At 59.2% G+C, this 22,401-nt stretch carries 18 protein-coding genes and 1 pseudogene; 8 read left to right on the top strand and 11 right to left on the bottom strand.

From position 1 onward, the window contains the following. Positions 1-56 precede the first annotated feature (56 nt). Positions 57-1,316: pseudogene (locus tag GHN92_RS07250) on the top strand (YifB family Mg chelatase-like AAA ATPase); the annotation flags it as partial. Between the two features lie 9 nt (positions 1,317-1,325). Here the strand turns inward: GHN92_RS07250 and GHN92_RS07245 are convergent. Then, entirely contained in the window at positions 1,326-2,246 is a 921-nt protein-coding gene (locus tag GHN92_RS07245) for a LysR substrate-binding domain-containing protein (protein WP_094999739.1), read from the bottom strand. 152 nt (positions 2,247-2,398) lie between these two features. Here GHN92_RS07245 and GHN92_RS07240 point away from each other — a divergent pair, with 152 nt between their 5' ends. Then, on the top strand, positions 2,399-3,796 hold the full coding sequence (locus GHN92_RS07240) for a NorM family multidrug efflux MATE transporter (protein WP_095026821.1): 1,398 nt from the start codon (positions 2,399-2,401) through the stop codon (positions 3,794-3,796). Between the two features lie 45 nt (positions 3,797-3,841). Here the strand turns inward: GHN92_RS07240 and GHN92_RS07235 are convergent, their stop codons facing one another. Next, a complete protein-coding gene (locus GHN92_RS07235; protein ID WP_094999737.1) occupies positions 3,842-5,509 on the bottom strand; it encodes a bifunctional diguanylate cyclase/phosphodiesterase in 1,668 nt (555 codons plus the stop codon). A 261-nt stretch (positions 5,510-5,770) separates the two neighbouring features. On the opposite strand from GHN92_RS07235, the gene rep reads away from it, so the two are divergent. Beyond that, positions 5,771-7,780 (top strand): DNA helicase Rep, encoded by a 2,010-nt coding sequence (rep, locus tag GHN92_RS07230; RefSeq protein WP_016782673.1) that lies wholly within the window; start codon positions 5,771-5,773, stop codon positions 7,778-7,780. A 56-nt stretch (positions 7,781-7,836) separates the two neighbouring features. Then, positions 7,837-8,409, top strand: coding sequence for a xanthine phosphoribosyltransferase (locus GHN92_RS07225; RefSeq protein WP_016782674.1), 573 nt, complete (start codon positions 7,837-7,839; stop codon positions 8,407-8,409). 82 nt (positions 8,410-8,491) lie between these two features. Here the strand turns inward: GHN92_RS07225 and GHN92_RS07220 are convergent, their stop codons facing one another. The 6 genes from GHN92_RS07220 to dadA all read right to left on the bottom strand — a co-directional run bounded on the left by GHN92_RS07220 (position 8,492) and on the right by dadA (position 14,606). After that, complete coding sequence (locus GHN92_RS07220; RefSeq protein ID WP_095023182.1) at positions 8,492-10,420, bottom strand: acetyl-CoA hydrolase/transferase C-terminal domain-containing protein; 1,929 nt, start codon at positions 10,418-10,420, stop codon at positions 8,492-8,494. Positions 10,421-10,535: 115 nt separating this feature from the next. Then, entirely contained in the window at positions 10,536-10,949 is a 414-nt protein-coding gene (locus GHN92_RS07215) for a cytochrome c5 family protein (protein ID WP_094999735.1), read from the bottom strand. A 180-nt stretch (positions 10,950-11,129) separates the two neighbouring features. Next, complete coding sequence (locus tag GHN92_RS07210) at positions 11,130-11,678, bottom strand: cupin domain-containing protein (protein WP_016782677.1); 549 nt, start codon at positions 11,676-11,678, stop codon at positions 11,130-11,132. Between the two features lie 127 nt (positions 11,679-11,805). After that, positions 11,806-12,879, bottom strand: coding sequence for an alanine racemase (gene alr, locus GHN92_RS07205; RefSeq protein ID WP_153379772.1), 1,074 nt, complete (start codon positions 12,877-12,879; stop codon positions 11,806-11,808). A gap of 100 nt (positions 12,880-12,979) precedes the next feature. After that, entirely contained in the window at positions 12,980-13,333 is a 354-nt protein-coding gene (locus GHN92_RS07200; protein WP_094999733.1) for a RidA family protein, read from the bottom strand. Beyond that, entirely contained in the window at positions 13,305-14,606 is a 1,302-nt protein-coding gene (gene dadA / locus GHN92_RS07195) for a D-amino acid dehydrogenase (protein ID WP_095017863.1), read from the bottom strand. Before dadA ends, GHN92_RS07200 begins: the two co-directional genes overlap by 29 nt. Before the next feature lie 155 nt (positions 14,607-14,761). Here dadA and GHN92_RS07190 point away from each other — a divergent pair, with 155 nt between their 5' ends. Continuing rightward, the gene (locus GHN92_RS07190) at positions 14,762-15,250 is read left to right on the top strand and encodes an Lrp/AsnC ligand binding domain-containing protein (RefSeq protein ID WP_016782681.1); all 489 of its coding nucleotides are present in this window, start codon (positions 14,762-14,764) and stop codon (positions 15,248-15,250) included. Between the two features lie 90 nt (positions 15,251-15,340). Here GHN92_RS07190 and GHN92_RS07185 read toward each other — a convergent pair whose 3' ends face one another. Next, positions 15,341-15,694 (bottom strand): YkgJ family cysteine cluster protein, encoded by a 354-nt coding sequence (locus GHN92_RS07185; protein WP_003437837.1) that lies wholly within the window; start codon positions 15,692-15,694, stop codon positions 15,341-15,343. A gap of 147 nt (positions 15,695-15,841) precedes the next feature. Here GHN92_RS07185 and GHN92_RS07180 point away from each other — a divergent pair, with 147 nt between their 5' ends. Further along, on the top strand, positions 15,842-17,143 hold the full coding sequence (locus GHN92_RS07180; protein WP_153379770.1) for an FAD-binding oxidoreductase: 1,302 nt from the start codon (positions 15,842-15,844) through the stop codon (positions 17,141-17,143). A 31-nt stretch (positions 17,144-17,174) separates the two neighbouring features. Here GHN92_RS07180 and GHN92_RS07175 read toward each other — a convergent pair whose 3' ends face one another. Then, positions 17,175-17,408, bottom strand: a complete 234-nt coding sequence (locus tag GHN92_RS07175) for a DUF1127 domain-containing protein (RefSeq protein ID WP_150629260.1) — start codon at positions 17,406-17,408, stop codon at positions 17,175-17,177. A 169-nt stretch (positions 17,409-17,577) separates the two neighbouring features. On the opposite strand from GHN92_RS07175, the gene GHN92_RS07170 reads away from it, so the two are divergent. Together GHN92_RS07170 and GHN92_RS07165 are read left to right on the top strand one after the other, a co-directional pair. Continuing rightward, positions 17,578-18,999, top strand: a complete 1,422-nt coding sequence (locus GHN92_RS07170) for a PLP-dependent aminotransferase family protein (RefSeq protein ID WP_094999730.1) — start codon at positions 17,578-17,580, stop codon at positions 18,997-18,999. Between the two features lie 32 nt (positions 19,000-19,031). Continuing rightward, positions 19,032-20,582: a phospholipase D family protein gene (locus GHN92_RS07165; RefSeq protein ID WP_153379767.1), complete on the top strand. Its 1,551-nt coding sequence runs from the start codon at positions 19,032-19,034 to the stop codon at positions 20,580-20,582. 246 nt (positions 20,583-20,828) lie between these two features. Here GHN92_RS07165 and GHN92_RS07160 read toward each other — a convergent pair whose 3' ends face one another. Continuing rightward, positions 20,829-22,322, bottom strand: a complete 1,494-nt coding sequence (locus tag GHN92_RS07160; RefSeq protein WP_130872184.1) for an aldehyde dehydrogenase — start codon at positions 22,320-22,322, stop codon at positions 20,829-20,831. Positions 22,323-22,401 lie beyond the last annotated feature (79 nt).

Here is a 22,401-nt window from a genome sequence, read left to right as displayed (position 1 = left end):
CCCCGATCTAAGCTGCGCGAGAGGTTTGTCCATACCCTGCATACATGCCGGTGCAGAGTCGTTTTGATGTGGCCATTGCCCTGGGCATTTTGGCGGCCAGCGGGCAACTGCCGGCTGTGGCGCTGGAGCAGGTGGAGTGTTTGGGCGAACTGGCGCTATCGGGCGCAATCAGGCCAGTGCAGGGCATATTGCCTGCCGCCCTGGCAGCAAGGGCCGCAGGCCGGGCGCTGGTGGTACCGCAGGCCAATGCCGAAGAAGCCTGCCTGGCCTGCGGGCTGACAGTAATTGCGGCCGAGCACTTGTTGCAGTTGGTGGCCCATTTCGCAGGTCGGGAGGTGATAGAGCCCTATATCCCCAGCGGCTTGCTGCATATCAGCAAACCCTATCCCGACCTGAGCGATGTCCAAGGGCAGCTTTCGGCCAAACGGGCATTGCTGGTCGCTGCTGCTGGCAGTCACAACCTGCTGTTTACCGGGCCGCCGGGCACGGGTAAAACCTTGCTGGCCAGCCGCCTGCCCGGCTTGTTGCCACCGCTCAATGAGCAAGAGGCGCTGGAAGTGGCCGCCATTCAGTCAGTGGCCAGCCAAGTGCCATTGAACTGCTGGCCACAGCGACCGTTTCGCCAACCTCATCATTCGGCCTCGGGGCCGGCGCTGGTGGGCGGCGGCTCCAAACCGCGGCCCGGGGAAATAACCCTGGCCCATCACGGCGTATTGTTTCTGGATGAGCTTCCCGAGTTTGATCGCAAGGTTCTGGAAGTCTTGCGAGAGCCCATGGAAAGCGGCTTTATCGTGATTGCACGGGCGAAAGATCGCATGCGTTTTCCGGCGCGCTTCCAACTGGTTGCGGCGATGAATCCCTGCCCCTGTGGATATCTTGGCGAACCCACTGGCCGCTGCCGCTGTACACCGGAGCAAATCCAGCGCTATCGCAACAAACTTTCCGGCCCGTTGCTCGATCGCATCGACCTGCACCTGACCGTAGCCCGCGAGACCACCTCTCTCAACCCGCCGCTTGCTTCAGGTGAGACCACGGCCAACGCCGCCGGGCTTGTGGCTGCGGCGCGTGAGCGCCAACTGCAACGTCAGGGCTGCGCCAATGCCTTTCTCGATCTGCCGGGCGTGCGAACCCAATGCCGCTTGAGCGATATGGATAACAGCTGGCTGGAAGCGGCTTGCGAGCGCATGACCTTGTCACTGCGAGCGGCACACCGACTGCTGAAAGTGGCAAGGACCCTGGCGGACCTGGAGCAGGCACACAATATAGAGCGCAAGCATCTCGCAGAGGCGTTGCAATATCGGCCATTCAGTGGCTGATTATGGCGGTCAGTGCAACTGCTCAACGGTTGGCAGCACCATGGCAGCGACTTCCTGCTGCAAAAAGTCGCTGAGTCGACGCAAACGCTCGCCCCCGGGACGGGTCTTGGGCCAAACCAGATAGTAATTATCGCCGCTGGCCACGGCAGCAGGGAACGGCAGGCTCAGGCGCCCCTGGGCAACGTCTTCGGCCACCATCAACAAATCCCCCATGGAAATGCCGTAGCCCCGGGCGGCGGCAATCATGCCCAGCTCCAGGGTGTCGAAAACTTGCCCGCCCTTGAGTGACACTTGCCCGCCCAGGCCCATGCAATCGAGCCAACGCCGCCAGTCGCGGCGGTCAGGCGTAGGGTGCAGCAGCTCAGTGCTCGCCAGGCGTGTGACGTCCCATGGCGCGTCGCCCTGAATGGCGGGCGCACCGACCGGGATCAGCATCTCCGGGAACAGCAGCGTGGCCTCCCAGTCAGGCGGAAAGTGGCCGTTGCTCAACAGCACTGCACAGTCGAATGGCTCGTGATTGAAATCCACATGGTCAATGTCCATCCAGGCACTGGTCAGTTGCACCTCATTGCCGCTCTGCAAGTGGCGAAAGCGGCTCAGGCGGGCCAATAACCAGCGCATGGTCAGGGTCGAGGGGGCTTTCATGCGCAAGATGTCATCTTCAGCGCGCAAGGTAGTACAGGCGCGCTCCAGGGCGGCAAAGCCTTCGCGCACTCCCGGCAGCAGCAAGCGCGCGGCTTCGGTGAGTTGCAGGCTGCGCCCGCTGCGCTGAAATAACCGGCAGGCGAAATGCGCTTCCAGGGTTTTGATATGGCGACTGACAGCGCTCTGGGTAATGGACAGCTCTTCGCCCGCCCGGGTGAATGAACTATGGCGAGCTGCAGCCTCAAAGGCGCGCAAGGCGTAAAGCGGAGGAAGGCTACGAGCCATTACTCATATTCCTATAGCTCAAAAGGTGATGGCACAGAAGGCAAGATCAACCATGAGTTTAAATCATGCCAGTGATCGTTTTTATCCCTTTGCTTAAAACACTCAACGCGCCGAGAATCAAGCCTTTCAACGCACCTATAGAAATTTCTACAATGACCAAACAGCATCCTGCACGTATCGAACTCTCGGCCATTATGAGGTTGGCCGGGCCGCTGATCGCTTCGCAGCTGGCTCACATGCTGATGGTACTCACCGATACCCTGATGATGGCGCGCTTGAGCCCGGAGGCTCTGGCTGGCGGGAGCCTGGGAGCGGCCAGCTACTCGTTCGTGTCGATTTTCTGCATTGGCGTCATCGCTGCCGTGGGCACGCTGGTGTCGATTCGCCAAGGTGCAGGGGATATCGAAGGGGCGACCCGCCTGACTCAGGCCGGGTTGTGGCTCGCCTGGGCACTGGCGCTGGGCGGCGCGGTAATGCTGTGGAATATCAAACCGCTATTGTTGCTGTTTGGCCAGACGCCCACCAACGTTGAAGCGGCTGGCCAGTTTCTGCTGCTGCTACCGTTTGCCCTGCCCGGCTATATGACTTTTATGGCCCTGCGCGGCTTTACCAGTGCAATGGGCCGGGCCACACCGGTGATGGTGATCAGCCTGATCGGTACCGTGGCCAACTTTGTGCTCAATTACGCGCTGATTACCGGCATGTTCGGCCTGCCAAAACTGGGCTTGATGGGTATCGGCCTGGTCACGGCGATTGTGGCGACCTGCATGGCGCTGGGGTTGGCCTGGCATATCCATCGGCATCCGGCCTACAACGCGTACCCGATCAGCAAGGGCCTGTCGCGGATCAATCTGACTTATCTGCGGGAACTGTGGCGGCTCGGCCTGCCGATTGGCGGGACCTATGCCGTGGAAGTCGGTTTGTTTGCCTTCGCAGCACTGTGCATGGGCACCATGGGCAGCACACAGCTGGCAGCGCACCAGATCGCACTGCAAATCGTATCGGTGGCATTTATGGTACCTGCAGGCATGTCGTATGCGATCACCATGCGTATTGGCCAGCACTATGGTGGTGGTGACTTGCAGCGGGCGCGGCTGGCAGGACGGGTCGGTATCGGTTTTGGTGCATGTGTGATGCTCGGGTTTTCCGTGGTGTTCTGGTTTTGGCCAAGGGATCTGGTGGGGTTGTTCCTCGATTACAACGACCCTGCATTCCGTCCGGTATTTGAGCTGGCCGTCAGCCTGCTGGCGGTAGCGGCATGGTTTGAGCTGTTTGATGGCGCACAAACCATCGCCATGGGCGCGATTCGCGGGCTCAAGGATGCCAAGACCACCTTTCTGGTGGGGCTGTTCTGCTATTGGGTGATTGGCGCGCCAATGGCCTGGATGCTGGCCTTTACCTTCGGTTGGGGCCCGGCAGGTGTCTGGTGGGGGCTGGCGACGGGCCTGGCCTGTGCAGCGATCAGCTTGACCCTGGCGTTCGAGTGGAAGGTACGGCGCATGATCAAGCTGGAGCGCAAGGCGGCCAAAGTGGCGGGCGTAGCTGTGTAGCAGCTGCCGAAGGAACGAGGCTGCTACGGAAGTTTTTCTTAAGCCCTAGAGCGCAATTGGCACCTGCTGCCCGGCCCCAAACGTCAAATACTCCACCAGTTCGGCCAGCGGCAGCGGCTTGCTGATGAAGTAGCCCTGCACCTGATCGCAACCAAAATCACGCAATAGAGCAAGCTGTTCGGGAGTTTCGACGCCTTCGGCAACCACTTCCAGTTTCAGGTTGTGGGCCAGGTTGATCATGGCGTGGACCAGTTTGCGGTTCTCTTCGCGGCTTTCCATGCCGCCCACAAAGCTTTTGTCGATCTTGAGCAGCGTAATCGGCAGGCTATTGAGGTGCACAAACGATGAAAAACCCGTACCGAAATCATCCAGCGAAAAACGCACACCCAGTCGGCCCAGGGCATCCATGGTCTGTTTGACCAGATCACTGCGCCGCATCACGGCCGTTTCGGTCAGCTCGAACTCCAGCCACTGTGCTTCTACGCCGCGTTCGCTGATCAGGCGGCTGAGGGTCGAAAGCAACTGGCTGTCCTGAAACTGGCGAAACGACAGGTTGACCGCCATGTGCAGCGGCTCAAGCCCGCGTTCGCGCAACGCCTGCATATCCCGCAGGGCACGGGAGATAACCCAGTACCCCAGCGGCACAATCAGCCCGCTTTGCTCGGCCAAAGGCACGAACTCACTCGGAGCCAACAGACCACGCTCGGCATGGCGCCAGCGCACCAGCGCTTCCAGCCCGACGATTTGCCCCGTGCCAAGATCCAGGCGCGGCTGGTAATGCAGTTCCAGTTCGTCACGGCGCAACGCCCGGCGCAACTCGCTTTCGAGGTCGGCCAGGCTGCGGGCATTGCGATTGATACGCTCGTTGAATACGTGGAAGGTACAACCCTGGGTGCTTTTGGCCTGTTGCATGGCAATGTGCGCGTGCCACATCAACGGGTCGGCCCCGGCGTTGGCGCGGGCATGGGCAATACCCAGGCTGCAGCCGATCAACAGGCTTTCGCCGTCGACCCAGTAGGGCTCGGCCATCACCTCGGTAATGCGTTCGGCCATCCATTCGGCACGCTCGGGCGCGCGATGGGTGTTGATCAACAGGGCGAATTCATCACTGCCAAGACGGGCCAGTTGGTCACCCGCTTCAAGCTGGCTTTTGAGGCGCGCCACTACTTGCAGGATCAGGCGGTCGCCAGCCTGATGGCCCAATGCATCGTTGGCGTGACGAAAGTTGTCCAGGTCCAGATGGCCCAGGGCAATGCCACGGCCGTCACTTTCGGCCAGACGCACGGCCAGCAGGGTCTGGAAGCCTTGCCTGTTGGCAATGCCGGTCAGTGGGTCCTCTTCGGCGAGGCGCTGCAAGGTGTGTTCCAGCAGGCCGCGTTCACGCACATGGCGCAGACAGCGGCGCAGTACATCGCCCGTCAGGCTGGCGCCGACCAGCCAGTCGCTGACGCCCGCTGGAGCGCTATCAGGCTCGCTGTCGAGCAGCAAAACCGTGGGCAGGCGGCAGCGGCCCGCTGGGGGCTGCAGGGCCGGGGTCGTCAGGAGCAGCGCATTGCGATCGTTTTCGAACAGATGGCTGACAGACTCCCAGCTCGGCGCGCATATCAGGACGGCCGCACTTCCCATTGGCGCCAGACACTCGCGCAACAACGCTGCCCAAGATGGCTCTTCGGCCAATAGCAGCAAACGCAAGGGTTCGACAGGCGTAGACAAGCTAGCTCCCTAGACTCTGCAAAAATTCGGGCAGTGGGCATTATGACGTGCCGGCAACCAATGGCAATGACACTGGTTATCAAATACTTATTTGCTGCATTAACCCTACGGTAGCTGGAAATACTCTTTACATCCTGTGCGAAAGTAACAAAAGCAGTAAATTTAAAGGATGTGGCATGTCACACCGTCGCACAGAGGCAGCAATATTTGCTCAGCCTGTTAAAATGCCCGCCCTTTTTACAAACGACCCCTGATCTCGTCATGTCCCGACTCAATCCCCGGCAGCAAGAAGCCGTGAGCTACGTCGGCGGCCCTCTATTGGTGCTCGCCGGCGCAGGCTCCGGCAAAACCAGCGTGATTACCCGCAAAATCGCGCACCTGATCCAGAACTGTGGCATCCGTGCCCAATACATCGTCGCCATGACCTTTACCAACAAAGCCGCCCGCGAGATGAAAGAGCGTGTCGGCACCCTGCTTAAAAAGGGTGAAGGCCGCGGCTTGACGGTGTGCACGTTCCACAACCTGGGCCTCAACATCATCCGCAAGGAGCACGCGCGGCTGGGCTATAAGCCCGGCTTCTCGATCTTTGACGAGGCTGACGTCAAGGCGCTGATGGCCGACATCATGCAAAAGGAATATTCGGGCGACGACGGGGTCGACGAAATCAAGAACATGATCGGCTCGTGGAAAAACGACCTGATCCTGCCGCCCCAGGCTCTGGAAAACGCGCGCAACCCCAAGGAGCAGACGGCAGCCATCGTCTACACCCACTACCAGCGCACGCTCAAGGCCTACAACGCGGTGGACTTTGACGACCTGATCCTGCTGCCGGTCAAGCTGTTCGAAGAACATGCCGACATTCTGGAAAAGTGGCAGAACAAGGTGCGTTACCTGCTGGTGGACGAATATCAGGACACCAACGCCAGTCAGTATCTGCTGGTTAAATACCTGATCGGCAAGCGCAACCAGTTCACCGTGGTAGGTGACGACGACCAGTCGATCTACGCCTGGCGCGGCGCTCGCCCGGAAAACCTGATGCTGCTCAAGGATGATTACCCGTCCTTGAAAGTGGTGATGCTGGAGCAAAACTACCGCTCCACCAGCCGTATTCTGCGCTGCGCCAATATCCTGATTGCCAACAACCCCCACGAGTTTGAAAAGCAGTTGTGGAGCGAGATGGGCCACGGCGACGAAGTGCGGGTGATCCGCTGCCGCAACGAAGACGCCGAAGCCGAGCGAGTGGCCGTCGAAATCCTCACCCTGCACCTGCGCACCGATCGACCGTACAGCGACTTCGCGATCCTGTACCGCGGGAACTATCAAGCCAAACTGATCGAATTGAAGCTGCAGCACCATCAGATCCCGTACCGTTTGTCGGGCGGCAACAGCTTCTTCGGACGTCAGGAAGTTAAAGACCTGATGGCTTACTTCCGCCTGATCGTAAACCCGGATGACGATAACGCCTTCCTGCGCGTAATCAACGTCCCACGTCGCGAGATCGGTTCGACTACCCTGGAAAAGCTGGGTAACTACGCGACCGAGCGAAAGATCTCGATGTATGCCGCCACCGATGAAATCGGCCTGGGCGAACATCTGGACGCACGCTTCACTGACCGCCTGGTACGTTTCAAGCGCTTTATGGACCGTGTACGTGAGCATTGCTCGGGCGAAGACCCGATTGCAGCGCTGCGCAGCATGATCATGGACATCGACTACGAAAACTGGCTGCGCACCAACAGCTCCAGCGACAAGGCGGCGGACTACCGCATGTCCAATGTCTGGTTTTTGGTCGAGGCGTTGAAAAACACCCTCGAAAAAGACGAAGACGGCGCCATGACCATCGAGGAAGCCATCGGCAAACTGGTGCTGCGCGACATGCTCGAGCGCCAGCAGGAAGAGGAAGACGGTGCCGAAGGCGTGCAGATGATGACCTTGCACGCCTCCAAGGGTCTGGAATTTCCCTACGTGTTCATCATGGGCATGGAAGAAGAAATCCTCCCGCACCGCTCCAGCATTGAAGCAGACACCATTGAAGAAGAACGGCGCCTGGCCTATGTGGGCATTACCCGTGCCCGTGAGACGCTGGCATTCACCTTTGCCGCCAAGCGTAAACAGTACGGCGAGATCATTGACTGTGCGCCGAGCCGTTTCCTCGATGAGTTACCCCCGGACGATCTGGCCTGGGAAGGCAACGATGACACCCCCACCGAAGTTAAAGCGGTTCGCGGCAATACAGCACTGGCTGATATACGCGCGATGCTAAAACGCTAAAATCGACTATTTTTTACTCTACCTTCAGCGCAAAAGCGCTATTTGAGGACGTTACGTTGGAAGCACTGCACAAGAAAATTCGCGAAGAAGGCATCGTGCTTTCCGATCAGGTTTTGAAAGTCGACGCCTTTTTGAACCATCAGATCGATCCTCAGCTGATGAAGGAAATCGGCGACGAGTTCGCGCGTTTGTTCAAGGATTCGGGCATCACCAAGATCGTCACTATCGAAGCATCGGGTATCGCCCCTGCTGTGATGACTGGCTTGAACTTGGGTGTACCTGTGATTTTTGCGCGTAAGCACCAGTCCCTGACCCTGACTGAAAACCTGCTGTCGGCCACGGTGTATTCGTTCACCAAGCAGACTGAAAGCACCGTTGCGATTTCCCCGCGCCACCTGCAAAGCAGCGACCGCGTGCTGGTGATCGACGACTTCCTGGCCAATGGCAAGGCCTCGCAAGCGCTGATTTCGATCATCAAGCAAGCTGGCGCCACCGTGGCCGGTCTGGGCATCGTGATCGAGAAGTCGTTCCAGGGCGGCCGTGCCGAGCTGGATGCACAGGGCTACCGCGTTGAATCCCTGGCCCGGGTCAAATCCCTGGCGGGCGGTAAAGTGACCTTTATCGAGTAACCCTTTCAGTCCGTAGCAGCTGCCGAGGCACGAAGGCTGCGCCGCCGAACGCAGCCTGGCGGCAGCTGCTACGAAAGGCGCGTCAATTGCTTTTCGCGGTTGCCTGCAGCCCTGCCAGCAGCAAACGCTGGTACAGCTCATCGCGCAACCCGTCGGGTTGTGCGAGCTGCATGCGCTCCAGGTGTTCGGGGAATGCCTGGGGCGAAGGCGCGTCCAGCGTAGCCTTGCCCAGTTGGTACATCTGCGTGAGCTTGAATTTGCTTTTAAGCCAGTTCAACGCTCGCAGCAGGTCTTGCTCCTGCGCGCTGAAATCACTGCCCAGCGGGTATTCCGGGAACAAATGCGGGTGCCGATCGGCGATCTCCTGCAAACGCTGCGGGCTGTTGTCGGCAAAACGTGGATCAAGGCGAAAGTCCTTGGGCAGCTTGCCCATCAGTTGTGCCTGGGTGGTCAGTTCGGTCTGGAAGCGCGAGTCGGTGATGTTGAGCAGCGCCTCGATGACTTTGCTGTCGGTTTTGCCGCGCAAATCAGCAATCCCGTATTCGGTGACCACAATGTCGCGCAAATGCCGCGGGATGGTGCAGTGACCGTATTCCCAGACAATATTGGAACTTACATCACCGCCCGACTCTCGCCAGCTGCGCAACATGATCACCGAGCGTGCGTCATGCAGGGCATGGCCCTGGGCAACAAAGTTGTATTGCCCGCCGACCCCGCTCAGCACCCGGCCGTCTTCGAGCTGATCAGCCACGGCGGCACCGAGCAAGGTCACGGTGAATGCGCTGTTGACGAAGCGCGCATCACGCCGTTGCAGGCGTTTCAACTCTTCCTGGCCGTATAATTCGTTGATATAGCTGATGGCGGTCATATTGAATTCAAGGCGCTTGCTGTGGGGCAACTCCCTTAGCCGCTGGTAAAAATCGCGGGGGCCGAGGATAAAACCGCCGTGGATGCTGACCCCGTCACCCTGCAAGCTTTCATCCAGGGTGCCCGCATTGGCCTGGGCTTGCCTGTCGGCATCGGGGTAGACCTTGCGTCGCACAATCCCGGCATCGGCCAGCACCATCAGGCCGTGGACAAACATCTCGCTGCAACCATACAGGCCCCGGGCAAATGGCTCGACGCCACCTTGTTGCTCGATCAGCGTGCGCCACGGGGTGATATCGATAGCGTCGAGCAGGTCGCGGTAGCCCTCGTTGTCACCCTGGCGTGCGAGCAGGGCTGCACTCAGGGCATCACCCATCGAGCCAATGCCGATCTGCAGGGTGCCGCCGTCGCGTATCAGGGTGCTGGCATGCAGGCCGATCATATGGTCTTGCAGATTGACCGGCATGCTGGGCGTTGAAAACAACGTAGTGTGCTCATCTTCGTCAATCAACAGATCAAAATCGTCGATACTCAGCTCCGAGTCGCCGGGCATATAAGGCAGGTCACCATGTACCTGGCCCAGTATCAGAATGGTCTCGCCCGCCGCACGCCGCTTGGCAATCATGGGCAACAAATCGAGGGTGATATCCGGGTTGCAGCTCAGGCTCAGACGCGCGGTATCCTCGGGGTGTCGAGCAACCAGTTGGGCCACCAGGTTCAGGCCGCTGGCATTGATGTCGCGGGCCGCGTGACTGTAATTGCTGCTGACGTAATCCTGCTGGGCAGGCGGGCTGTTGAGCAAACTGCCCGGCTGCAAAAAGAACTGCTCGACGTGGATGTTGGTGGGCATGCTGTTGTGAAGCAGGTCGGCCAGGTAATCCAGCTCAATGTAATCGCCAAATACCCGCTCGACAAAAGGTTCCAGAAACAACCGTTGCAGTCCGTCCCCAAGTGGGGGGCGGCCCAGACTCAAAGCGGTATAGATCGTCAGTTGGCGTTCGGGCAGCTGCCTGATCCGCTGATACAGCGCATTGACGAAGCGGTTGGCCTTGCCCAGGCCCAGCGGCAGGCCAAGGTGAATATGCATCGGTAATCGCGCCAGCACATCATCGACTGCGCGTTCGATCGAACAGGACTGCACCATCTGATCCTCCTTATCCAGTCTTGAATATAGACGTGATAGCGCAGAGGACGCGGACGAGCTCAAATTTCGGGCACAAAAAAGCCGCCCATCAGCGGCTTTTTCAGAGAAGGTCGGGTTATTTCAAACCGGACATTTTCTCGATGGCGCCTTTTAGCTCTTCATCGGTACAGGTCATGCAAGTGCCTTTTGGCGGCATGGCGTTGATACCGGTGATGGCTTTGGCCAGGATGCCATCAAGGCCGCCCTGATGATCGGCGCGCTCTTTCCAGGCCGCGGTGTCACCGATTTTCGGTGCGCCCAACAAGCCGGTGCCGTGGCAAGCACTGCAGTGCTTGGCAATAATGTCGTCGGGGGTCATGCCACCGCCGCCGCCCACCGAGGCTGCTACGTCCATCCCTTTGCATTCTTGCCCTTGAACACAGACCTTACCCACTGGCTCAAGACGTTTTGCGATGTCATCGTTCGTTGCTGCCTGAGCGTTGACTGCCCATAGGGCCACTACTGCTGCTGGTACGGCCAGCATTTTCATAATTAGGTTCACGCGTTCACCCTCAATGGTGGCTATTCACGCCCACAACCACGGTTTCGCGGGCGGCGAAAGTATAACGGTTAGCCCGCCTCTCTGAAACAACCCTAAAGACAAAGGGGGAATAGAGCTGGCGAAATGCATCTACGGGTGCCTCTGCAAGCAGACAGGGCGCCTCTGTTCTTAGAAATTCGCCGGGGTGGCTGCGCTGATTAGTCGCGCCGCGACGTCGAACGGATTACGAAAGCGGTGTGGTTTGGAGCTTTCGAAATAATAGCTGTCACCGGCTTCCAGCACGAAGGTCTCAAGACCCACGGTTAACTCTAGGCGACCTTCCACCAAAATCCCGGTTTCTTCGCCTTCATGAGTCAGCATTTCGTCCCCGGTATCGGCACCCGGTGGATAAATCTCGTTGAGAAAGGCAATGGCCCGGCTCGGATGTGCCTTGCCCACCAGTTTCATGGTCACCGCACCGTCGGAAATGTCGATCAGCTCATTGGCTTTGTAGACAATTTGAGTTGGGTTTTCTTGAAGGATTTCTTCGGAAAAAAACTCGACCATGGACATGGGGATGCCACTCAGCACTTTTCGCAGGGAGCTTATGGACGGGCTCACGCTGTTCTTTTCGATCATCGAAATGGTGCTGTTGGTGACGCCCGCGCGCTTGGCGAGTTCACGCTGCGACAGGCCTTTGAGTTTGCGGATGGATTGCAGTCGTTCACCGACGTCCAATGCGGGAGCCTCCTGGGGGTCAGATTCGGGTCGAGAAGCCGCCATCATGGCGATAGCGTTCAGTATTTACAACACTTCGACTTCAAACCCGGACGCCCATTCGCCCCTGCATATTGGATACAACCCATCAGTTACCGGAATAGAGCCGTGGAACGCGTTTGAGGTTGCAGAAAATCTGGTAAGGAATGGTATCTGCTGCAGTGGCCACTTCGCTGGCGAGAATGTTTTTACCCCACAACTCGACCGTCGAACCCAGGCCCGCTTGCGGCACATCGGTGAGGTCGATGCACAGCATGTCCATCGACACACGACCCAGCAACTGGCTGCGCACACCGTCCACAAATACCGGGGTACCGGTGGGAGCCTGGCGCGGGTAGCCGTCGGCATAACCCATGGCCACCACGCCGATTCGCATGGGTTTTGGGGTGATGAACCTGGCACCGTAGCCCACTGGCTCACCAGCGGGCAGTTCGCGCACGCAGATCACTTTGGACTCCAGGGTCATCGCCGGTTGCAAGCGAGAGGCAGTGGCCTGTGGCTCGTCAAATGGCGAGCTGCCATACAACATCAAGCCCGGGCGTACCCAGTCACTTGGCACGCGTGGCCAGCCGAGTACGGCCGGCGAGTTGCGCAAGCTGATTTCTGCCGTCAAATCGGCGCGAGCGCCGAGGAACACAGCAACCTGCTCTACGCTTCGGGTGCAATCGAGCTCATCGGCGCGGGCAAAATGGCTCATCAGCACGATTTTCGCCACATTGGCACTGGCCTGCAGACGCTGGTAAGCGGCCTTGTAATCGTTGGGGTGCAAGCCAACGCGGTGCATGCCACTGTCCAGTTTCAGCCACACATGGATGGGTTTGGCGAGTCGGGCCTGCTCGATGGCATCAAGCTGCCACAGCGAATGCACCACACACCAAAAGTCATGTTCGACGATCAGTGGCAGTTCATCCGCTTCAAAAAAACCTTCCAGCAGCAGGATTGGCGCGCGAATACCGGCGGCGCGCAGTTCCAGTGCTTCTTCAATACAGGCCACGGCAAAACCGTCAGCCTCGGCCTCAAGAGCCTGGGCGCAGCGCACGGCACCGTGGCCGTAGGCATCGGCCTTGATCACAGCAAGGGCCTTGGCCCCCGTGACTTCACGGGCCAGTTGGTAATTGTGACGCAGGGCTTGGAGGTCGATCAGGGCACGGGCTGGGCGCATGGCGGCGGGCTTCTAACGGCAAAAGAATAAAAAACGGTGCACACCCGCAGCGTGAACTGCGTGCTGCACCGCAAGAGGGACTGTTACGTGATCAAAAAACTTACGGCAATGCTGCCACAACAGACAGTTCAACCAGGATTTCGGGCTCGCACAGCTTGGCCTCGACAGTTGCGCGGGCCGGCGCTACACCCTTGGGCAGCCATTGGTCCCAGACGCTGTTCATGCCGGCAAAGTCAGCATCGATGTCTTTGAGGTAGATAGTGACCGACAGGATACGGCTTTTATCGGAGCCCGCCAGGTCCAGCAAATGCTCGATATTGGCCAGTGTTTCACGGGTCTGTTGCTCGACCCCGGCGTTCATGTCGTCGCCGACTTGCCCGGACAGGTAGACAGTGCCGTTATGGGTAACGATCTGGCTCATGCGTTCATTGGTGAGCTGGCGCTGGATTGCCATGTTTTGCAGTCTCCTGGTGGTTGCCGTAGCGGGAAATATCAAGGCCTTCGGCGCTGATTTGCGGGGTCTTTTTGGCCATTACGTCCGCGAGGAAACGACCGGAACCGCAGGCCATGGTCCAACCCAGTGTGCCATGCCCGGTGTTCAGGAACAGGTTTTTGAACGGGGTTGCGCCCACAATCGGCGTGCCGTCCGGGGTCGTCGGGCGCAGGCCGGTCCAGAAACTGGCCTGGCTCAGATCACCGCCCTGAGGATAAAGGTCGTTGACGATCATCTCCAGGGTTTCGCGTCGGCGCGGGTTCAGCGACAGGTCAAAACCGGCGATTTCAGCCATGCCGCCAACGCGAATGCGGTTGTCGAAACGGGTGATCGCGACCTTGTAGGTCTCATCGAGAATGGTCGAGGTCGGTGCCATGTCCGAATTGGTAATCGGAATGGTCAGCGAGTAGCCCTTGAGCGGGTAAACCGGCGCCTTGATGCCCAGTGGCTTGAGCATTTGCGGCGAGTAGCTGCCCAGTGCCAGTACGTAACGATCGGCGGTTTCGAGTTTGCCGTCGATCATCACGCCATTGATGCGATCACCTGCGTAGTCCAGACGCTGGATATCCTGGCCGAAGCGGAACTCAACACCCAGGTTTTTGGCCATTTCAGCCAGGCGGGTGGTAAACATCTGACAGTCGCCAGTCTGGTCATTGGGCAGGCGCAGGGCGCCGGCCAAAATGTCGGTCACGCTGGCCAGTGCGGGCTCAACCCGGGCAATACCGGCACGGTCGAGCAGTTCGAACGGTACACCGGATTCTTTCAGGACCGCGATGTCCTTGGCGGCGCCATCGAGCTGGGCCTGAGTGCGGAACAGTTGTGTGGTGCCGAGGTTACGGGCTTCGTAGGCAATACCCGTTTCGGCACGCAGTTCGTCGAGGCAGTCACGGCTGTACTCGGACAGGCGAACCATGCGCTCCTTGTTCACGGCATAGCGGCTGGCGGTGCAGTTGCGCAGCATCTGTGCCATCCACAGGTACTGATCAACGCTGGTCGTGGCCTTGATGGCCAGAGGTGCGTGGCGTTCGAGCAACCACTTGATCGCCTTGAGCGGCACGCCCGGTGCGGCCCACGGCGAAGCGTAGCCCGGGGACACCTGGCCCGCGTTGGCAAAGCTGGTTTCCATTGCAACGGCTGGCTGACGGTCCACGACAACCACATCAAAACCGGCTCGGGCCAGATAATAGGCGCTGGCAGTACCAATAACGCCGCCACCCAATACCATAACTCGCATATTCATTCCCTCATCGCGGCCAGCCGCAGACGTTTATTGTTCGATGCAAAGATGAGCGCAGTATATGAAGCATTGAGCAGTGGTATTCACTGTATAAGAAGCTATATTTGGCGACAAATCTCGGGCATAACCCTTTTCACGGAGGAGAATCTCCTATGCGTACAAATCATCAAACAAAGCGTGAATTGGACAAGATCGATCGCAACATTTTGCGCATCCTCCAGGTCGATGGCCGCATCTCGTTTACCGAGCTGGGAGAGAAGGTTGGGTTGTCGACCACTCCCTGTACAGAACGAGTGCGCAGGCTGGAACGTGAAGGGATCATCATGGGCTACAACGCCCGGCTGAACCCGCAACATTTACAGGGCAGCCTGCTGGTATTTGTGGAAATCAGCCTGGACTACAAATCAGGCGATACCTTTGATGAATTCCGACGCGCCGTGTTGAAGTTGCCCCATGTGCTGGAGTGTCATCTGGTGTCGGGGGACTTCGACTATCTGGTGAAGGCGCGGATCAGCGAGATGGCTTCTTACCGCAAGCTGCTGGGTGACATCTTGCTCAAGCTGCCCCACGTGCGTGAGTCCAAAAGCTATATCGTGATGGAAGAAGTCAAAGAGAGCCTGAATCTGCCGATTGCAGATTGACGGCTTTCCCTTAGAGGGGCTGCGCAGACCGGCTTTTGCCTTTAGTCCCCTCTCCCTCCGGGAGAGGGTCAGGGTGAGGGGGCTCTTGATCTAGACCAGCACCTGCCGCGTACTGGCGATGTATTCATGCACCAGCTTCTCTGCGCTGGGGTGAATCATCTCTACCGGGCGTCGGCCGTTGGGGCACGGCAAGGTGGGGGTAGTGCCAAACAACCGACAGATCAATGGCCGCTCTTCATACACCGTGCAGCCATTGGGCCCCAGATGCACACAGTTCAGCTCATCCATTGCTGCTTCTTGTTCGGCAGCCGTCTTGCGCGGCAAGCGGGCCATTTCTTCGGATGAAGTGGTCACAGGCCCGCAGCAGTCATGGCAACCCGGCACGCATTCGAACGAGGGGATTTGCTGCCTGAGAAAGCGGATCTTGTGACTGTTACAGCTCATCCAGAACGTACCGATTGAGAAAAGGCCGCAGAGTCTGCCTGAAACCCCCTGCCCTAGACAGGGCCATTCGGCTGTTCTTGCCCCACGGGAATGGCACGGCTTATGCTCCGTCAAATTTTCCAAACATCAATAATCAGGATTACGCACATGAACGCCCCTGTTCAGCGCAGCCAGCACACCGCTTCTTATTACGCCGCCAGCAGCCTGCCACAACCCGATCATCCGGTGTTGCAGGGCGAGCTGGTAGCGGATGTGTGTGTGGTGGGCGGTGGCTTTTCCGGCCTGAATACGGCGCTGGAGCTGGCCGAGCGCGGCATGAGCGTGGTCTTGCTGGAAGCGCACAAGATCGGTTGGGGCGCCAGCGGGCGCAATGGCGGGCAACTGATTCGCGGGGTCGGCCATGGTGTTGAGCAGTTTGAAGGCATCATCGGCAAGGACGGTGTGCGGCAAATGAAGCTGATGGGGCTGGAGGCGGTGGAAATCGTGCGCCAGCGCGTCGAGCGTTTCAATATTGCCTGTGACCTGACCTGGGGCTATTGCGACCTAGCCAACAAACCCCGTGACCTTGAAGGTTTTGCTGAAGAGGCCCAGGAGCTGCGCGATCTGGGTTATCGCCATGAAACCCGTCTGTTGCAGGCCAACGAAGTGCACAGCGTGGTGGGTTCGGACCGGTATGTCGGCGGCTTTGTCGACATGGGCTCGGGCCATTTGCACCCGCTGAATCTGGCGCTGGGCGAAGCGGCGGCCGCTGCGCAACTGGGTGTAAAGCTGTTTGAAAACTCCGCAGTAACCCGCATCGATTATGGCCCTGAAGTACTGGTGCACACGGCCCAGGGCTCAGTGCGGGCCAAAAGCCTGGTACTGGGCTGCAACGCCTATCTCAAGGACCTCAACCCGCAACTAAGCGGCAAAGTGCTGCCTGCGGGCAGCTACATCATTGCCACCGAGCCGTTGAGCGAAGCCCGGGCTCACGCCTTGCTGCCACAGAACATGGCCGTGTGCGACCAGCGCGTGGCGCTGGACTACTACCGTCTTTCGGCAGATCGGCGTCTGTTATTCGGTGGGGCCTGTCATTATTCTGGGCGTGATCCGCAGGATATTGCCGCGTACATGCGTCCTAAAATGCTCGAGGTGTTCCCGCATCTTAAAGACGTGAAAATCGACTACCAGTGGGGCGGCATGATCGGCATTGGTGCCAACCGCCTGCCGCAGATTGGCCGCCTGCAAGAGCATCCCAATGTGTATTACGCCCAGGCGTATTCAGGGCACGGGGTTAACGCAACCCACCTGGCGGGCAAGTTGCTGGCCGAAGCTATCAGTGGCCAGCACAGTGACGGTTTTGATCTGTTTGCCAAGGTCCCGCATATCACCTTCCCGGGTGGCAAATACCTGCGTTCGCCATTGCTGGCGCTGGGGATGCTGTGGCACCGGTTAAAAGAGCTGCGCTGATTCAAACCTGTAGCCGCTGCCGCAGGTTTGGTTACGAACGCCAAAATGGCTTGCAGCCTTCCTGCCGGGCCATTTCGCGGGTCAACCCCACATCGCGCAGCTGCTGTTCGTCCAGGTTCAGCAGCATCCGGCGACTGCGAGCACGGTGGCAGAACAGCCCCCACACCCCAAGATCGGCCGGGGTGCTGGTGACTTGACGGGCTTCATGCTCAGCCAGTAATTGTTGGCTGTGCAGCGTCAGGCGCACATCGCTCAAACCATTCATCAGACAGCTCCTTTTGACTCGATTGCCATGAGTCAGCATGATGGCCGTGCGCTGGAAACCATGACAGATTCAGCAAAGTCTTTTTAAATACATACAGATCTGCCATTTCAGGCGCTGAATCCTTGGTTTACGCCCAATCTGTACTGGTCCACCCTTCGGGAGTTCTGCCATGACCCTTTATGTCAACCTCGCCGACCTGCTCGGTACGCGCATCGAGCAGGGCTTTTATCGCCCTGGCGACCGTTTGCCGTCGGTGCGGGCGCTAAGCGCCGAGCATGGTGTGAGCCTGAGTACGGTGCAGCAGGCGTATCGCTTGCTGGAGGACAATGGCCTGGCGTCGCCGCGGCCCAAGTCCGGGTACTTCGTGCCGATGGAGCGTGAGCTGCCCGCCCTGCCGGGCATGGGTAAACCTGCCCAGCGACCCGTTGAAATTTCACAGTGGGAGCAAGTGCTGGAACTGGTTCGCTCAGTGCCGCAAAAGGACGTGATCCAGTTGGGGCGCGGCATGCCGGACGTCACCACGCCAACCATCAAGCCGCTGTTGCGCAGCCTGGCGCAAATCAGCCGGCGTCTGGACTTGCCCGGTCTGTATTACGACAACGTCTACGGGGTACTCGGCCTGCGCGAGCAGGTGGCGCGGTTGTTGCTCGATTCGGGCTGCCAGTTGGGCGCAGAAGATCTGGTAATCACCACGGGCTGCCATGAGGCCTTGTCGTGCAGTATTCGAGCCGTGTGCGAACCGGGTGATATCGTCGCGGTCGACTCGCCAAGCTTTCATGGCGCCATGCAAACCCTCAAGGGCCTGGGGATGAAGGCCCTGGAGATCCCTACCGATCCGCTGACCGGCATCAGCCTCGAAGCCCTGGAACTGGCCCTGGAACAGTGGCCGATCAAGGCTATCCAGCTCACCCCCAGTTGCAACAACCCACTGGGCTACATCATGCCCGAAGCCCGCAAGCGGGCGCTGGTGACCCTGGCCCAACGTTTTGATGTGGCGATCATTGAAGACGATGTGTACGGCGAACTGGCCTACACCTACCCTCGCCCGCGAACCATCAAGTCCTTCGACGATGACGGTCGTGTCCTGCTGTGCAGTTCATTCTCCAAAACCCTGGCACCCGGCTTGCGCGTTGGCTGGGTGGCGCCGGGGCGTTATCTGGAGCGGGTGCTGCACATGAAATACATCAGCACCGGCTCTTGCGCACCGCAGCCGCAACTGGCGGTTGCCGACTTCCTGAAAAACGGTCATTTCGAGCCGCACCTGCGCAAAATGCGCAGCCAATACCAGCGCAATCGCGACCTGATGCTGGGCTGGATCAGCCGCTACTTTCCGCCAGGCACCCGTGCCAGCAGGCCCCAGGGCAGCTTTATGCTGTGGCTTGAGCTGCCTGACGGCTTCGACAGCCTGCGCCTCAACCGCATGTTGCTGGACCAGGGCGTGCAGATCGCGGTGGGCAGTATTTTTTCGGCTTCGGGCAAGTACCGTAATTGCTTGCGCATGAACTACGCTGCAAAGCCTACGCCGCAGATCGAAGAAGCGGTGCGCAAAGTGGGTATGGCAGCCAGTAAACTGCTGGCAGATACCGTTTAACTTCAGTGACGTCTGGCCCGAGGCTTTACCCGTTGAAATCACTTTGCGCATTGTTTTTAGTCGTCTTGCTGGGAGGCTGTGCCACGTTGGACGTACCCCGTGAACCCACCCAGGCGTTACCCGCCGCAGACTCGACCTTTGGCCGCTCGATCCAGGCCCAGGCCGCGCCGTATCAAGGTCGCTCGGGGTTCAGGCTACTGCCCAACAGCGGCGAAGCCTTCAGGGCCCGGGCCGAGTTGATTCGCAACGCGCAAACCAGCCTCGACCTGCAGTACTACATCGTCCACGACGGCTTGAGTACGCGCATGCTGATTGACGAATTGCTCAAGGCCGCAGATCGCGGCGTGCGTGTGCGCATCCTGCTCGATGACACCGCCAGTGATGGCCTGGACGATATCCTGGCCACCCTCGCCGCTCATCCCAATATCCAGATTCGCCTGTTCAACCCCCTGCAACTGGGCCGTGGAACGGGTGTAACCCGGGCGATGGGACGGCTGTTCAACCTCTCGCGCCAGCACCGGCGCATGCACAACAAACTCTGGCTGGCCGATAACAGTGCGGCGATCGTGGGCGGGCGCAATCTGGGCGATGAGTACTTCGATGCCAAGCCGGAGCTGAATTTTACCGATATCGACCTGCTTGGCGTCGGCCCGGTGGCCGAGCAGTTGGGGCACAGCTTCGATCAGTACTGGAACAGTGCCCTGAGCCAGCCGATTGGTGATTTTGTCTCCTCGCAACTCTCTGAGCAGGAGCTGGGCAAGGCACGCAAACAACTGGAGACCTCGCTCAAGCGTGCGCAGCAACGCAACCCGGCGCTCTATCAGGAGCTGGCCTCATACGAAACCCGCCCGCAGCTCGACGTGTGGCGCAAGGAGCTGATCTGGGCCTGGAATCAGGCGCTGTGGGATGCTCCGAGCAAGGTGCTGGCCCGGGATGAGCCTGACCCGCATCTACTGCTGACCACACAACTGGCGCCGGAGCTGGTAGGCGTTAATCAGGAGCTGATTCTGGTTTCAGCCTACTTTGTGCCGGGTGAAACCGGGCTGGTGTACCTCACGGGCCGCGCCGATGCCGGGGTCGATGTACGTTTATTGACCAACTCCCTGGAGGCTACAGACGTGCCCGTGGTGCATGGCGGTTATGCACCCTATCGCAAGGCGCTGCTGGAGCATGGGGTCAAACTCTTCGAATTGCGCCGCCAGCCGGGCAGCAGCGGTGGCAGTGGCCCGCACTGGTTCAAGCCCGGGATGAGTTCGGATTCGAGCCTGCACAGCAAGGCGATGATCTTTGATCGGCAAAAATCCTTTATCGGTTCATTCAATTTCGATCCGCGTTCAGGCTTGTGGAACACCGAAGTCGGCGTGCTGGTGGACAGCCCCGAGCTGGCCGCCGAGGCCCGCAAACTGGCGTTGCAGGGCATGGCCCCGGCCTTGAGTTATGAGCCGAAACTGGAGCAGGGCAAGATGGTCTGGGTGACCGAAGACAATGGCCAGTTGCACACTTTGCATCATGAACCGGGCAACTGGTGGCGCCGGCTCAATGCCTGGTTCAGCAAAAGTGTGGGGCTGGAAAAAATGCTCTGATTGGCGGCTGCCCTCTCCCCAACCCTCTCCCGGAGGGAGAGGGAGCTGATCGACGGCGATTCTATAGACGTATGCGACCAGCACGGCGAAACAAGTCGCCCGACGCATGTCTGTGCTCCAATTATGTGGTGTAAAAACCATTGTGGGAGCGGGCTTGCTCGCGATGAAGGCACCGCGGTCTGTCAATCAGACCCGGTGCTGTCATCGCGGGCAAGCCCGCTCCCACAGGGTGTTGCGTTTAGAGGATTACAGCTTGATCCAGGTGGACTTCAGCTCGGTGTATTTATCAAACGCGTGCAGAGACTTGTCACGGCCGTTGCCCGACTGTTTGAAGCCACCAAACGGCGCGGTCATGTCGCCGCCATCGTATTGGTTGACCCATACGCTACCGGCGCGCAGGGCCTTGGCGGTCAGGTGAGCCTTGGAGATATCGGCCGTCCAGACGGCTGCCGCCAGGCCGTATGGCGTGTCGTTGGCAATCTTGATGGCCTCTTCGGCACTGTCGAAGGTGATAACCGACAATACCGGGCCGAAGATTTCTTCCTGGGCGATTTTCATCGCATTGCTGACGCCGTCGAAAATGGTCGGTTCAACGTAGGTGCCGCCGGTTTCTTGCAGAATTTGATTACCGCCTGCTACCAGTTTTGCGCCTTCGCTATGGCCGGACTTGATGTACGACAGGACGGTGTTCATTTGCTGGGTATCCACCAGCGCGCCCACGGTGGTTTCCGGGTCCAGCGGGTTGCCGGGCTTCCAGCCCTTGAGGGCGTCGATCACCAGCGGCAGGAACTTGTCCTTGATCGAGCGCTCCACCAGCAGGCGCGAACCCGCGGTGCAAACTTCACCCTGGTTAAAGGCAATGGCGCTGGCAGCGGCTTCGGCAGCCGCTTGCAGATCCGGCGCATCAGCGAAAACGATGTTCGGGCTCTTGCCACCAGCTTCAAGCCAGATGCGCTTCATGTTGGACTCGCCAGCGTAGATCATCAGCTGCTTGGCGATTTTGGTCGAACCGGTAAACACCAGCGTATCGACGTCCATATGCAGGGCCAGCGCCTTGCCGACCGTGTGGCCGTAGCCTGGCAGCACGTTGAAGACGCCCGCTGGAATGCCGGCTTCAACGGCCAGCGCAGCGATACGGATAGCCGTCAGAGGGGACTTTTCGGACGGCTTGAGGATGACCGAGTTACCGGTCGACAGGGCCGGGCCCAGTTTCCAGCAGGCCATCATCAGCGGGAAGTTCCACGGCACAATGGCAGCGACAACGCCCACCGGCTCGCGGGTTACCAAGCCCAGTTGGTCGTGCGGGGTGGCGGCGACTTCGTCGTAGATCTTGTCGATGGCCTCGCCGCTCCAGCTCAGCGCGCCGGCAGCACCGGGCACATCGATGTGCAGGGAGTCACTGATCGGCTTGCCCATGTCCAGGGTTTCAAGCAGGGCCAGTTCTTCAGCGTTTTGCTTGAGCAGGCCGGCAAAGCGGATCATTGCGGCTTTGCGCTTGGCCGGAGCCAGGCGGGACCAGACGCCGGACTCGAACGTCTTGCGGGCCACTTCCACGCCGCGCTGGGCGTCAGCGCTGTCGCAGCTGGCAACCTTACCCAGCAAACGGCCATCGACCGGGCTCAGACACTCGAACGTTTCATTGGAGACCGCATCGGTGTATTCACCGTTGATGAAGGCGCGACCTTCGATTTTCAGCTGTTGGGCCCGTTGTTCCCAGTCAGCACGCGTCAGGGTGGTCATTCGAGTGTCCTCCTCTTGTTGAAATGGAAGCGCCACCCTAAACCAGTGGCCCTGGAACTTTCAATATATTTGACACAGG

Source organism: Pseudomonas sp. FSL R10-2964 (assembly GCF_009600035.1).
GTDB classification, from domain to species: domain Bacteria; phylum Pseudomonadota; class Gammaproteobacteria; order Pseudomonadales; family Pseudomonadaceae; genus Aquipseudomonas; species Aquipseudomonas bubulae.
Note: the sequence above shows the minus strand (reverse complement) of the source record. Positions and strands in the feature narration are given on the sequence as shown.

Bases quoted from the DNA above. Each gene is read 5' to 3' on its own strand.
- GHN92_RS07245 (WP_094999739.1), bottom strand. From the start codon at position 2,246: ATGGCTCGTAGCCTTCCTCCGCTTTACGCCTTGCGCGCCTTTGAGGCT.
- GHN92_RS07240 (WP_095026821.1), top strand. From the start codon at position 2,399: ATGACCAAACAGCATCCTGCACGTATCGAACTCTCGGCCATTATGAGG.
- rep (WP_016782673.1), top strand. From the start codon at position 5,771: ATGTCCCGACTCAATCCCCGGCAGCAAGAAGCCGTGAGCTACGTCGGC.
- GHN92_RS07220 (WP_095023182.1), bottom strand. From the start codon at position 10,420: ATGGTGCAGTCCTGTTCGATCGAACGCGCAGTCGATGATGTGCTGGCG.
- GHN92_RS07215 (WP_094999735.1), bottom strand. From the start codon at position 10,949: ATGAAAATGCTGGCCGTACCAGCAGCAGTAGTGGCCCTATGGGCAGTC.
- alr (WP_153379772.1), bottom strand. From the start codon at position 12,879: ATGCGCCCAGCCCGTGCCCTGATCGACCTCCAAGCCCTGCGTCACAAT.
- GHN92_RS07200 (WP_094999733.1), bottom strand. From the start codon at position 13,333: ATGGCAATCCAGCGCCAGCTCACCAATGAACGCATGAGCCAGATCGTT.
- dadA (WP_095017863.1), bottom strand. From the start codon at position 14,606: ATGCGAGTTATGGTATTGGGTGGCGGCGTTATTGGTACTGCCAGCGCC.
- GHN92_RS07190 (WP_016782681.1), top strand. From the start codon at position 14,762: ATGCGTACAAATCATCAAACAAAGCGTGAATTGGACAAGATCGATCGC.
- GHN92_RS07185 (WP_003437837.1), bottom strand. From the start codon at position 15,694: ATGAGCTGTAACAGTCACAAGATCCGCTTTCTCAGGCAGCAAATCCCC.
- GHN92_RS07180 (WP_153379770.1), top strand. From the start codon at position 15,842: ATGAACGCCCCTGTTCAGCGCAGCCAGCACACCGCTTCTTATTACGCC.
- GHN92_RS07175 (WP_150629260.1), bottom strand. From the start codon at position 17,408: ATGAATGGTTTGAGCGATGTGCGCCTGACGCTGCACAGCCAACAATTA.
- GHN92_RS07170 (WP_094999730.1), top strand. From the start codon at position 17,578: ATGACCCTTTATGTCAACCTCGCCGACCTGCTCGGTACGCGCATCGAG.
- GHN92_RS07160 (WP_130872184.1), bottom strand. From the start codon at position 22,322: ATGACCACCCTGACGCGTGCTGACTGGGAACAACGGGCCCAACAGCTG.